Genomic DNA, 12107 nt, shown 5'->3' with positions numbered 1-12107 from the left:
TCACTGCCCCCACCGATACCCGTAGCCGCGAATGGTGGTGATCAGCCCCGGCCGATTCAGCTTGGCGCGCAACCCCGTCATGTGCACGTCCAGCGACCGCGACACGGCGACGAACGCGTCGCCCCAGATCCGGTCCATCAGCTGCTGGCGGCTCACCGCGGCCCCCGGCCGCTCCACCAGCGCCTCGACCAGTTCGAATTCCTTCTGCGTCAACGTGATCGGCGTCCCCGCCACCTCGACCAGTCGCGCCTGCAGGTCGACCCGCACATCACCGGTGACCACCACCGCCTGGGTGGGCTGGGCCGCCGCGGCCGCCCGCCGGGTGACGGTCTCCAGGCGGGCCATCAATTCCGCGATCCGCGGTGGCTTCACCAGATAGTCGTCGGCGCCTCCGCGCAATCCGCGCACGATCGAACGTTCGTCGCTGCGCGCGGTCAGGATGAGCACCGGCACCTGACTGACTTCGCGCAGCTGCCGCAGTATCTGCAACCCGTCGGCGTCGGGCAGGCCGAGGTCGAGAATGACCGCGTCGTAACCCCGGTGCGCGGTCAGCAGATCCGCGCCGCGCCGCTTGCGTTCCGCGCGGTAGCCACGGGCGTTGAGCGCTTCTACCAGCGCGTCACCGACGCCGTCGTCATCTTCGACCACCGCAAGCCGCACGCGCCGATCCTCCCATAACGGGTGGATCGGCGCGTGTGCCGGGCGGTCAGCCACGCACAGTGGCCAATGGACGATCCGGCTCGGCCACCCCGGCGCCGACCCCAGTGTCGGCGTTGGTGGTGGAGCCCTCGGCGTCGATGGTCGACGACGTCGAGGTCTCCCGCATGAAGAAGTACGTGACCAGCGAGATCAGGATGCACCCCGCGACATACCAGAAGTACACCGACTCGTGGTTCGCCTTCTTCAGCGCGAGGGCGATGGTTTCCGCGGTGCCGCCGAAGATGGCGACGGTCAGGGCGTAGGGCAGGCCGACGCCGAGGGCGCGGATCTTGGTCGGGAACAGCTCGGCCTTCACGATCGCGTTGATCGAGGTGTAGCCGGTGATGATGACCAGAGCCAGCATCATCAAGGCGAACGCGGCGAGCACATTCGTGGTGTGCGCCAGCACCGTCATGATCGGCACCGTCAGCAGCGTGCCCGCGACGCCGAAGAAGATGAGCAGCTTGCGCCGGCCGATCCGGTCCGACAGCGCGCCCGCCAACGGCTGCAGCACCACGAACACCAGCAGCGCGATGAAGTTGATCCACGCGACGGTGCCCTTGGAGATGCCCGAGGTGTTGATCATGAACTTCTGCATGTAGGTGGTGTAGGTGTAGAACGCCACTGTCCCGCCGAGCGTCAGACCCATCACCAGCAGGCATTCGCGCGGGTACTGCAACAGCATCCGCAGCGACCCGCGCGCGGCTTCCGGTTTCGGTGCGCCCTCGTGCGCCGCGGTGTCCGCGGCGGCGGCCCGGAACTGCTCGGACTCGTCCATGCCGCGGCGCAGCCACATCACGATCAGCGCGCCCGCCGCACCGATGACGAACGGAATGCGCCAGCCCCAGTTGTTCATTTCGGCGCTGGTGAGGAACTGCTGCAGGACGATCTGCACGCCGAGCGCGACGAGCTGACCCGCGACCAGGGTGACGTACTGGAAGCTCGAATAGAAACCACGTCGACCGGAGGAAGCCACTTCGGACAGATACGTCGCGCTGGTGGCGTATTCGCCGCCGACCGAAAGTCCTTGCAGCAGGCGGGCGATCAACAGGATCGCCGGTGCGGCGATACCGATCGTCTGGTACCCGGGAGTCACCGCGATCAGCAGTGAACCCGCCGCCATCACCGTCACCGAGAGGGTGAGCGCCGACCGGCGGCCGAACTTGTCGGCGTAGCGGCCGAGCAACCAGCCGCCGATCGGGCGCATCAGGAAGCCGACGGCGAACACCGCTGCCGTGGACAGCAGCTGCGCCGTCGGATCGTCCTTGGGGAAGAACGTTTTCGCGAAGTACACGCTGAACGCCGCGTAGACGTACCAGTCGTACCATTCGACCAGGTTGCCGATCGAACCGCGCAGCACGTTCGCAACGACCCGGCGCTCACCCGCGGGCTGTGTCGTAGTCACAAGATCTCCTTCTTCGACGCCTCAGCGCGTCAGCAAGAACGAGTGTGTGACCAGTCACAGGCCCGGGGGAACCGTCCGGGTCGCTTTCTAACGTTCCCTTAGGGGTGTCGCGTCAGGAGCGCAACAGTGGGGCGAGGGTGCGCAGGGTGGCGAGGTAGTCGTCGTCCAGGGCTTGCACCGCGACGTGGTCGGCGCCGGCGTCCAGGTGCGCGATCAGCTGCGCGGCGACCGCTTCCGGCGTGCCGTGCGCGACTACGGCGTCGAAGACGCGACCGCTCGGGTCGGCTACCTCCTCCTCGGTGAAGCCGAGCCTGCGCAGGTTGGAGACGTAGTTCGTGAGGCCGAGGTAGAAGTTGACTGTCTGCTCGGCGGCGGTACGCGCTTGCGCGTCCTCGGACAGGAGAACCTTGTGCTCGGTCGCGAGCAGCGCGTCCGAGCCGATCACCGGGCGAGCCTGCGCGGTGTGCGCGGCGGGCACGAAGTAGGGCAGCGCGCCGGCGGAACGTTCCGCGGCCAGCTTCAGCACCCGCGGGCCGAGCGCGGCGACGGCCCGACGCTGCACCGGGACGTCGGCGGCATCGAGTTCGTCCAGGTAGTCCACGAGCGCGTCGTAGGGCTTGCGGTAGTCACCGGCGTGCTCCGGGTGGCCGACGCCGACGCCGAGCAGGAACCGGCCGGGGTACTTCGCTTCGATCCGATGGAACGACGCGGCGGCTTCCTTCGCGGGCGTGGACCAGACGTTCACGATGCTGGTGCCCACCGAGATCGTCTCGGTCGCCGCCAGCAGCGGCTCGACCGTGTCCAGCTCGCCGGGCGGCGACGCACCGAGCCACAGCGTCCCGTAGCCGAGCTGTTCCAGCTCCCGTGCGTCCTCCGGGCTGAACCCGTTGTACGCCCGCCATACACCGAACCGTCCGAACTGATCAAAGGTCATGCTTGCGGAACGATCCGGCCGCGCAGCCTATTCCGCTGTCGGCCCCGTTCGTCAGTCGCCGCAGCAGCCTTGGGCCGCAGGCACGGTGCGCACCTCTCTGGTCTGCGCGTTGCGTGCGGCCAGGTCGGCGTCGGCGGGATAGTCCACCGCGATCAGGCTCAAGCCGTGCGCCGGCGCGACGGTGACCGAACTGGAGCGTTCGGTTTCCTGGAGCAGCCCGGCCACCCAGTCCGGCGTACGCCGCCCCTCCCCCACCGCGAGCACCGCGCCGACCAGGCTCCGCACCATCGACCAGCAGAACGCGTCCGCGCTGACGTAGGCCGTCAACAGTTCGCCCTGCTGTGCCCAGTCGAAGCGCTGCAGCTCACGCACCGTGGTCGCGCCCTCGCGCCGCCGGCAGAAAGCGGCGAAGTTGTGCAGGCCCAGCAGCTTTCGCGACGCCGCGCGCATGGCATCGAGATCGACGTCGTGGCGGCAGGCGACCACGCTGCGGGCCTGCAAGGGTTCGGCCCCGTAGCGGGCGGTGGTCAGCCGGTATGCGTAGTGCCGGCGAATCGCCGAGAAACGAGCGTCGAATTCGGCCGGGGCGAGCTGAACATCCTTGATTCGCACGTCTTTCGGCAGGAACCGGGCCATCCGGTGCACCAGTTTGGCGGGGTCCACCTCGGCGGCCGTATCGAAGTGCGCGACTTGGCCTTCCGCGTGCACGCCGGCGTCGGTGCGGCCCGCGACGGTCAACTGCACCGGCTCGCGGAACACCTTCGTCAGCGATTCCTCCAGCACGCCCTGCACGGTGCGCAGTCCCGGCTGGCGCGCCCAACCGGTGAAATCGGTACCGTCGTAACCGATGTCGAGCCGAACCCGGACCGGGTCGGGTGACTGCGCGGCGGGGTCCGCCGAATCCTGCACCGTCACAACGATCTCCTGTCATAACGAACGAACCCGCCGACCCGCAGAGCGGGCGGCGGGTTCATTCGAGAACTCCGGACGTCAGGCGTCTGGATCATCCCCGCAGGCGCGGGGAACACGATCTCAGGCGTCCTTCTTGTCCTCAGCGGCCTCGTCGGCAGCCGGGGCCTCGGCCTCGGCGGTCTCGGCGACTGCCTCGTCGGCGGTCTCCTCGACGACCTCGGCGGCCGGAGCCTCTTCGGTCTTCTTGGACGCCGCGACCCGGCGGGCCCGGTCGGCCTCGTTGGTCACGGTCTTCTCGCGAACCAGCTCGATGATCGCCATCGGCGCGTTGTCACCCTTGCGGGGCAGCGTCTTGGTGATGCGGGTGTAGCCACCCTCGCGACCCTCGAACGAGGGACCGATCGTGGCGAAGAGCTCGTGCACGACGTCCTTGTTACGGATCACCTTGAGCACCTCGCGACGGTCGGCCAGGGTGCCGCCCTTCGCCTTGGTGACCAGCTTCTCCGCGTAGGGGCGCAGCGCCTTGGCCTTGGCCTCGGTGGTCGAGATTCGACCGTGCTCGAAGAGCGCCGTCGCCAGATTGGCGAAGATCGCCTTCTGGTGCGACGCCGACCCGCCGAAGCGGGCACCCTTCTTGGGCTTGGGCATTGGTTTGTTCTCCTGTGTCTTATTGCGGCGCTCCCGGCGCCCTGCGTGGTTACGCTCCGCTACCGCCTCCGGGCGCGTCGCTCACGCCGCGGGTGCGAGGCCCGCCGGGGTGCCTACCCCGGCGGCCTAGAGCTGTTCGGTCTCGGCGTAGTCCTGCTCGCCACCGTCGGTGTCACTGAACGTGCCGCTGTCGCTCCACGTTCCGGTGCTCGCGTCGTAGCCGACCACGCTGGACGGGTCGAACGACGCCGGGCTGTCCTTCAGCGAGAGGCCGAGCGCGTGCAGCTTGACCTTGACCTCGTCGATGGACTTCTGGCCGAAGTTGCGGATGTCCAGCAGGTCCGACTCGGTGCGGGCGACGAGCTCGCCCACCGTGTGCACACCCTCGCGCTTGAGGCAGTTGTAGGACCGGACGGTGAGGTCCAGGTCCTCGATCGGCAGACCGAACGAGGCGATGTGATCCGCCTCGGCCGGGGAGGGGCCGATCTCGATGCCTTCGGCTTCGACGTTCAGCTCGCGGGCCAGGCCGAAGAGCTCGACCAGGGTCTTGCCCGCCGAGGCGAGCGCGTCCCGCGCGCTGATGGAGTTCTTGGTCTCCACGTCCAGGATGAGCCGGTCGAAGTCGGTGCGCTGCTCGACACGGGTGGCCTCGACCTTGTAGGTCACCTTGAGCACCGGCGAGTAGATCGAATCCACCGGGATCCGGCCGATTTCCGCACCCGACGCCTTGTTCTGCACGGCCGGGACGTAGCCGCGACCGCGCTCGACCACGAGCTCGATCTCCAGCTTGCCCTTGTCGTTCAGGGTGGCGATGTGCATATCCGGGTTGTGTACGACGACACCGGTCGGCGGCACGATGTCACCGGCGGTGACGGTGCCGGGGCCCTGCTTGCGCACGTACATCGTGACCGGCTCGTCCTCCTCCGAGGACACGACCAGACCCTTGAGGTTCAGGATGATGTCGGTGACATCCTCCTTCACCCCGGGAACGGTGGTGAACTCGTGCAGCACGCCGTCGATACGAATGCTCGTGACCGCGGCCCCCGGGATCGAGGACAGCAGGGTACGCCGGAGCGAATTGCCCAGGGTGTAACCGAAACCCGGCTCGAGCGGTTCGATGGTGAACTTCGAGCGGTTCTCGGCGACGACCTCTTCGGTCAGTGTCGGACGCTGTGAAATCAGCATTTAGGATCATCCTCCTGTTTGGGCGCCCGCTATTTGACGCCTCGTTCTGGGGGTTTCCCTTCCGTCCTCCGGCTTTCGCGAGGACGACGGAAGGGAACAGCGGCAGAGCCGATTACTTCGAGTAGTACTCGACGATCAGCTGTTCCTGCAGCGGCACATCGATCTGAGCGCGTTCCGGCTGCTGGTGCACCAGGATCCGGAGCCGGCCCGGAAGGACCTGCAGCCAGCCGGGAACCGGACGGTCACCGACGGTCTCGCGCGCCACCTGGAACGGCAGCGTGCCCAGCGACTTCTCCTTGACATCGATGATGTCGTACTGGGTCACCTGGAAGCTGGGGACGTTCACGGCCCGGTTGTTCACCAGGAAGTGGCCGTGGCTGACCAGCTGACGCGCCTGACGACGGGTGCGCGCCAGACCGGCGCGGTACACGACGTTGTCGAGACGGCACTCCAGCAGGCGAAGCAGGTTGTCACCGGTCTTGCCCTTGAGGCGGTTGGCCTCTTCGTAGTACCGGCGGAACTGCTTCTCCATGACGCCGTAGGAGAAGCGAGCCTTCTGCTTCTCCTGCAGCTGGAGCAGGTACTCGCTCTCCTTGATCCGCGCCCGGCCGTGCTGGCCCGGCGGGTAGGGGCGACGCTCGAACGCCTGGTCGCCTCCGACGAGGTCGACACGCAGACGACGCGACTTGCGGGTGATGGGGCCTGTATAACGAGCCATGTGTTATCTATCCTTTCCCGCTAGACGCGACGCCGCTTGGGCGGACGGCAGCCGTTGTGCGGCTGCGGGGTGACATCGGAGATCGTGCCGACTTCCAGACCGGCGGCCTGCAGCGAGCGGATCGCGGTCTCGCGACCCGAACCCGGGCCCTTCACGAAGACGTCGACCTTCTTGACGCCGTTCTCCTGCGCCTTGCGGGCAGCGTTCTCGGCGGCGAGCTGCGCGGCGAACGGGGTCGACTTGCGCGAACCCTTGAAGCCGACGTGACCCGAGGACGCCCAGGAGATGACGTTGCCGTTCGGGTCGGTGATGGACACGATCGTGTTGTTGAACGTGCTCTTGATGTGCGCGTGGCCGTGCGGGACGTTCTTCTTTTCCCGGCGACGCGACTTCTGGGTCTTCTTGGGGCCGGAGGCCCGTGACTTCGGAGGCATCGGTTATCCCTACTTCTTCTTGCCGGCGACGGTGCGCTTCGGGCCCTTGCGGGTGCGCGCGTTGGTCTTGGTGCGCTGGCCACGCACGGGCAGGCCACGACGGTGGCGCAGGCCCTGGTAGCAGCCGATCTCGATCTTGCGACGGATATCGGCCTGCACCTCGCGGCGCAGGTCACCTTCGACCTTGAGCTCGGGCGAGCTCTCGATGTAGTCACGCAGCTGCGTCACCTGGTCGTCGCTGAGGTCCTTGCTGCGCAGGTCCGGGCTGACGCCGGTGGCCGCGAGGATCTCCTTGGAGCGGGTACGGCCGATGCCGTAGATGTAGGTCAGCGCGATCTCCATGCGCTTTTCACGCGGGAGATCGACGCCCATGAGACGTGCCATGTGGCAGGTTCCTTCACTGTGTCGGAGGTCTGCTCCCTGTCCGTCCCCTCGTCGTAGTGGGGCACCGGCCTCCGTACCGGTGGTAGGCACACACGCCTTCCGAGCGAACCCGGAATACCGCAGCGTGCGGCTGGAGCTGGGAGTTCTTCTTCTTGTGGCCAAGCCGATCAGTGATCGGTGCCCGGCTGGTGATCGTCGGGGCGAGCCCCGCTTGATCAGCCCTGACGCTGCTTGTGGCGCAGGTTGTCGCAGATCACCATGACCCGACCGTGGCGGCGGATCACCTTGCACTTCTCGCAGATCTTCTTGACGCTCGGCTGAACCTTCACGTCCGTCCAATCTTGTTGTGGTCCACACAGGTGTGAACACAGTTTTTCCCCGGCCAACCCGGCCGGGGAAGTCTGTTGTATCGCCACGAGGGCGACGCTCCACCCTACCGGGTGGCGATTTCGCCCTGTCGGGCGAGGTCCAAGTCGTGCTACTGCGCACCGCTGCGGTTCAACACCCCGAGCGATTCACGCCCTGTTGGACGTGATCCCCCGCGATGCGGTTCCCACCCGAGCCGGGTACGCACCCGACTGGGGGTCCGGGGGCGAAGCCCGCCGGGCGGGGCGTGGGGGTTGCACCCCCACAAAAACACGAAGTGAATCGACCTGGGCGAGCGTTCTCCGCGAGCAGAGTTCACCCAGTCGAATCACTTATAGCGGTATACGATCCGGCCGCGTGACAGGTCGTAGGGAGAAAGCTCGACGACCACGCGGTCCTCGGGGAGGATACGAATGTAGTGCTGCCGCATCTTCCCGCTGATGTGCGCGAGAACCTTGTGCCCGTTCTCGAGCTCGATCCGGAACATCGCATTGGGCAGCGGCTCGACAACTCGACCCTCGACCTCGATGGCCCCGTCTTTCTTCGCCATGTCCTCCGCGATCCCGGTTACGCTCAACCTGGTTTGTTTGGCTTGTTTCTGCTTACATGTACCCGTCGGTCGACCTGACCGGTGACATGCAAACAGTCGGCGCATAGGTGCACCGCCGCTCCAGCTTACCGGTACCGGTTGGTTCCGGCAAAAATGCCTCGCCCCGAGCACGCTTTCGGGGTTGGACCGAGCTGGGTCTGGGTAGCCTTTTCGCCCCGATCAGAACCGGGAAACCAGTCCTGCGACCCCCTGGCCTCCTGCGCCGCGGCGGTGTCCGGGCTTCGCGTAAACTGACCGCTGTCCAGGTATTAAGGGTCGAGCAGATCGAGGGGGATCCGTGAGCGAGCGCAGCGAGCGAACCCCATGCGCAGCGCCGACGAGGAACACCGAGCCCACCGCGTCCATGGGAGCGACGGCACCGAGCGTCAGTGAGGTGGAGTCGTGAGTAGGAATAATGACGGCTTGCCCATGCTGCCGCCGTGGCTGTCCGAGAGTGATGTCACCCAGGTCGGTTATGAGGCCCCGGTACAGAATCTGCCTGCCGACGATCTGATCGAGGAGGCGCCGAGCCGCGGCCGTGGCCGCTTCAAGCGCGCGCCCGAGGGCGATCGCCCCGATGCCGCGCCCGGTAAGCGCCGTAAGGGCTGGCGCCGCGACAAGCACGAAGAGCAGCCTGCCGCGCAGCAGCTACCGAATGAGGTCGCTCCGCGCCGGCCGGACGCACCGCACCCCGATGCCCCGCGTGAAGACCCGTGGCGGCAGCAGGGTTTGGACGCTTATACCCCGCCGCGGGAGGAAGCGGCCCCGCCCGCGCCGCCGCAGCGCACCGAGGCGCCCCCGCAGGGTCTGCCCACCCGTAACCCTGGCCCGCCGCCCGCGGGTTTCCAGCCGCTCGGCCGACGCTCGGGTACCGATGCGCCGCAGTCCAGCGAGTTGCCCGCGCGTCCACAGTCCGGCCGCCCCGATCTGCCGCCGCCCCCGTCCCTACCGGACGCCCCGCAGTCGTCGACGCGAGCACCCGAACGTCCCCCGCTCCCGGATGCGCCACCGCAGGCCCCCGCCGAATGGACCGCGGTCCCCGACGCCGCACAGCAGGCGTCAACTCGCGCGCCACAGGCTCCGGGCGAATGGACCGCGATCCCCGACGCCGCGCAACGGGGTCCGGCTCGCGCACCGCAAGCACCGGCCGAATGGACCGCAGACCCGGACGCCGCCCAGCAGGCTCCGACGCGCCCGCCGCAGGCTCCGGCCCAATGGACCGCGAGTCCCGACGCCGCGCCGCGAACCCCGCAGGCCCCCGCAGAGCGACCACCACTTCCGGACGCCCCGACGCGCACTCCGCAAGGCTCGACAGAGCGACCGGCGATCCCCGACGCACCGCCGCAAGCTGCCACACAGGCTCCGGCAGAACGACGGGCGATCCCGGACGCACCGCAGCGCGCCCCCCAAAGCTCGACCGAGCGGCCCCCGCTCCCGGACGCACCGCCGCAGCCTGCGGCCGAGCGACCGGACTCGCCGATTCCCGCACCGCAAGGTTCGACCGAGCGACCCCTCCTCCCCGACGCACCGCCGCAGGCTTCGGCCGAGCGGTCCACGATTCCGGACTCGCCGACGCGCACCCAGCAAGGCTCGACCGAGCGACCCCCGCTCCCCGACGCACCGCCGCAGGCTTCGACACGTGGCCCGCAATCCGCCGCGGATCGACCCTCGCCCGAAAGCCCTGCGCGGCCGCCTCTTCCGGAGGCGCCTACGCCCGCCGCGACCGGTGGCGCGCCGGGACCGTTCGACCGGCACGCGCCGACCGAGCCCGACGGGCCGCCGCCGTGGCTGGCCGGCCCACGGTCCGAGCAAGGAACCGCGGAGCAGTCACAGCGCCCGCCGCTCCCTGAACCCCCTGCGCCGCAAGGTGCTCCGGCCCCCGCGCCGGTCGAGCAGGTCCCGCCCGCTCGCTTCGAAGCACCGCTGGGAACCGACGGCCCGCCGCCCTGGCTGGCCTCGACGGTCGCCGACGAGCAGGCCGCGGCCGCGAAACAGGCGAGCAGGCGACCCGAACTTCCGCCGTCCCCTGGTGAATTCGCCGAAGGCGCCGATCAGGAAGCCGCGGACCCGGCACGCACCGGACCGATCGACACCGGGTCCGTGGCCGAGCGCCGACCGGGCCAGGCCACCTCACCGGATCGCTCCGGTCCCCTGGACCAGAGCCGGACGCCTGGTCCGGTGCCCGCGGAGAGCGGCCCGCTCGGTGTGCCCATGCCGCATCACACCGCACCGCAGGCACCGGCCGCCGAAGTGCCGGGCCCGAACGGCCTGCCCGGACCGAACTGGGTGACCGGGCCGCCGCCCGGTGTCACCGAGCGTCCGGAATCCGCTCCACCGCAACGCGATAGCGGACGCCAAACACCCAGCTGGGTGCCGTCGTCCGGTGCCGAGACCGCTCGGCCGAGCACCAGCGGGCGGCACCGTCTGCCCGCTGAAGCGATGTCGACCGACGAGGTCGACCAGGCGGGTGCCGCACAGCAGCAATCGGCCCCGCCCCAAACCGGCCCGCACCAGCCCGGTCCGTCCGGCTACGCCGCCCCCGCGACCGGCGGCCAGGCACCGAGCAGCGACGAACTGGGCGCACCGGCGCCGAACGAGCCGTGGCGCAATGCCGCGGCGCCGACCTGGGCGGACGAAACCGTCGGACGCCCCGCGCATTTGGCGGGTGGCCAGGCGCCGGGACCGCAGCAAGGCCCACCGCAAAACCAGCAGTCCGGGCCCCCTCCGGTCGAGGGACCGCCGGGCGGCTACACCGGTCCGCCCATGGGCGGACCGCCTCCGGGCGGTATCGCGCCCGCCCCGCCACCGGCCATGCCCGGACAGTGGGGGCGGCAGCCCGGCCCGGTCGTGCCGGGTGGGCCGTATCAGCCGGGCCCGCCGCCCTCGCTCGACGACGTGCCGATGCGGCGCGCCAAGAAGTCGCCGGGTAGCGGCTGGCGCAAGGCCGTGCATCACGTGTCCGGCGGTGCGATCAATCCGGGGCTGTCCGCCGAGGAAATGCGGTTGCAGGAGCTTGTCGCACGGATCCGGCAGCCGGTCCGCGGCGACTACCGGATCGCGACGCTGTCGCTGAAGGGCGGCGTCGGAAAGACCACCACGACAATGGGTATCGGCTCGATCTTCGCCTCGATTCGCGGCGATCGGGTGATCGCGGTGGACGCCAACCCCGACTTCGGCACGCTGTCGCAGCGGGTGCCGCTGCAGACCAGGTCCACCGTGCGTGACCTGCTGCTCGACCCGTCCATCCAGCGCTACTCGGATGTGCGCAGGCACACTTCACAGGCCACCAGCCGGTTGGAAGTGCTTGCCAGTGAACGCGATCCGGCGGCGTCGGAGGCGTTCAGCGAGGAAGAGTACCGGGCGGTCGCACGGATCCTGCAGCGCTTCTACAACATCATCCTGACCGACTGCGGCACCGGGCTCATGCACTCGGCGATGTCGGGCGTGCTCGATCTCGCCCACTCGCTGGTGCTGATCTCCTCCCCCGCCATCGACGGGGCCCGCAGCGCCGCAGCGACTTTGGACTGGCTGTCGCTGCACGGGCACGACCATCTCGTGCGCAACGCGGTGGTGGTGATCAACTCACCTCGCGCGGGCTCGCCGAATGTCGGTGTGCAGCAGCTGCGCGAGTACTTCCTGTCCCGCTGCCGTGCGGTGCACATCATCCCGTTCGACCCGCACATGTCCGAGGGCGCCGAGATCGACCTGCACCGCCTGCACAAGCACACCAAACGCGCCTACGTCGAACTCGCCGCCACCATCGCCGACGACTTCGCCACCGACCACCGTCGTTACCACTCCTGAAACCGTCAGCCCAGGGTTTGCGCGCACCG

General features: G+C 68.7%; 12 protein-coding genes. 1 reads left to right on the top strand and 11 read right to left on the bottom strand.

All coding sequences use genetic code 11. The features are described 5' to 3' along the window. The 11 genes from O3I_RS04850 to infA form a co-directional block, all read right to left on the bottom strand. Positions 1 to 660 carry a response regulator transcription factor gene (locus tag O3I_RS04850; RefSeq protein ID WP_014981775.1) on the bottom strand — a complete coding sequence of 220 codons (660 nt, stop codon included), beginning with the start codon at positions 658 to 660 and terminating at the stop codon, positions 1 to 3. Positions 661 to 706: 46 nt separating this feature from the next. After that, complete coding sequence (locus tag O3I_RS04845) at positions 707 to 2104, bottom strand: MFS transporter (RefSeq protein ID WP_014981774.1); 1398 nt, start codon at positions 2102 to 2104, stop codon at positions 707 to 709. A 112-nt stretch (positions 2105 to 2216) separates the two neighbouring features. After that, entirely contained in the window at positions 2217 to 3038 is an 822-nt protein-coding gene (locus O3I_RS04840; RefSeq protein ID WP_014981773.1) for an LLM class F420-dependent oxidoreductase, read from the bottom strand. A gap of 51 nt (positions 3039 to 3089) precedes the next feature. Then, the gene (gene truA / locus O3I_RS04835) at positions 3090 to 3959 is read right to left on the bottom strand and encodes a tRNA pseudouridine(38-40) synthase TruA (RefSeq protein WP_424769575.1); all 870 of its coding nucleotides are present in this window, start codon (positions 3957 to 3959) and stop codon (positions 3090 to 3092) included. A gap of 111 nt (positions 3960 to 4070) precedes the next feature. Continuing rightward, the gene (rplQ, locus tag O3I_RS04830; protein ID WP_014981771.1) at positions 4071 to 4598 is read right to left on the bottom strand and encodes a 50S ribosomal protein L17; all 528 of its coding nucleotides are present in this window, start codon (positions 4596 to 4598) and stop codon (positions 4071 to 4073) included. A 126-nt stretch (positions 4599 to 4724) separates the two neighbouring features. Then, entirely contained in the window at positions 4725 to 5783 is a 1059-nt protein-coding gene (locus O3I_RS04825) for a DNA-directed RNA polymerase subunit alpha (protein ID WP_014981770.1), read from the bottom strand. A 112-nt stretch (positions 5784 to 5895) separates the two neighbouring features. Beyond that, on the bottom strand, positions 5896 to 6501 hold the full coding sequence (gene rpsD / locus O3I_RS04820) for a 30S ribosomal protein S4 (protein ID WP_014981769.1): 606 nt from the start codon (positions 6499 to 6501) through the stop codon (positions 5896 to 5898). A gap of 20 nt (positions 6502 to 6521) precedes the next feature. Continuing rightward, positions 6522 to 6935 carry a 30S ribosomal protein S11 gene (rpsK, locus tag O3I_RS04815; RefSeq protein WP_014981768.1) on the bottom strand — a complete coding sequence of 138 codons (414 nt, stop codon included), beginning with the start codon at positions 6933 to 6935 and terminating at the stop codon, positions 6522 to 6524. A gap of 9 nt (positions 6936 to 6944) precedes the next feature. Then, positions 6945 to 7319 carry a 30S ribosomal protein S13 gene (rpsM, locus tag O3I_RS04810; protein WP_014981767.1) on the bottom strand — a complete coding sequence of 125 codons (375 nt, stop codon included), beginning with the start codon at positions 7317 to 7319 and terminating at the stop codon, positions 6945 to 6947. 215 nt (positions 7320 to 7534) lie between these two features. Continuing rightward, a complete protein-coding gene (gene rpmJ / locus O3I_RS04805; protein ID WP_011207363.1) occupies positions 7535 to 7648 on the bottom strand; it encodes a 50S ribosomal protein L36 in 114 nt (37 codons plus the stop codon). 365 nt (positions 7649 to 8013) lie between these two features. After that, the gene (gene infA / locus O3I_RS04800) at positions 8014 to 8235 is read right to left on the bottom strand and encodes a translation initiation factor IF-1 (protein WP_003418601.1); all 222 of its coding nucleotides are present in this window, start codon (positions 8233 to 8235) and stop codon (positions 8014 to 8016) included. A 441-nt stretch (positions 8236 to 8676) separates the two neighbouring features. Here infA and O3I_RS47005 point away from each other — a divergent pair, with 441 nt between their 5' ends. After that, positions 8677 to 12078, top strand: a complete 3402-nt coding sequence (locus tag O3I_RS47005) for an AAA family ATPase (protein WP_424769564.1) — start codon at positions 8677 to 8679, stop codon at positions 12076 to 12078. Positions 12079 to 12107 lie beyond the last annotated feature (29 nt).

The sequence above is a fragment of the Nocardia brasiliensis ATCC 700358 genome (assembly GCF_000250675.2).
Classification (GTDB): domain Bacteria; phylum Actinomycetota; class Actinomycetes; order Mycobacteriales; family Mycobacteriaceae; genus Nocardia; species Nocardia brasiliensis_B.
The sequence above is the reverse complement of the archived record's forward strand: the minus strand, read 5'-3'. Positions and strand labels throughout refer to the sequence as shown.

Excerpts from the sequence above, each read along its gene's own strand:
- rpsK (WP_014981768.1), bottom strand. The coding sequence starts at position 6,935 with ATGCCTCCGAAGTCACGGGCCTCCGGCCCCAAGAAGACCCAGAAGTCG.
- infA (WP_003418601.1), bottom strand. The coding sequence starts at position 8,235 with ATGGCGAAGAAAGACGGGGCCATCGAGGTCGAGGGTCGAGTTGTCGAG.
- O3I_RS04840 (WP_014981773.1), bottom strand. The coding sequence starts at position 3,038 with ATGACCTTTGATCAGTTCGGACGGTTCGGTGTATGGCGGGCGTACAAC.
- rplQ (WP_014981771.1), bottom strand. The coding sequence starts at position 4,598 with ATGCCCAAGCCCAAGAAGGGTGCCCGCTTCGGCGGGTCGGCGTCGCAC.
- O3I_RS04825 (WP_014981770.1), bottom strand. The coding sequence starts at position 5,783 with ATGCTGATTTCACAGCGTCCGACACTGACCGAAGAGGTCGTCGCCGAG.
- rpsM (WP_014981767.1), bottom strand. The coding sequence starts at position 7,319 with ATGGCACGTCTCATGGGCGTCGATCTCCCGCGTGAAAAGCGCATGGAG.
- rpsD (WP_014981769.1), bottom strand. The coding sequence starts at position 6,501 with ATGGCTCGTTATACAGGCCCCATCACCCGCAAGTCGCGTCGTCTGCGT.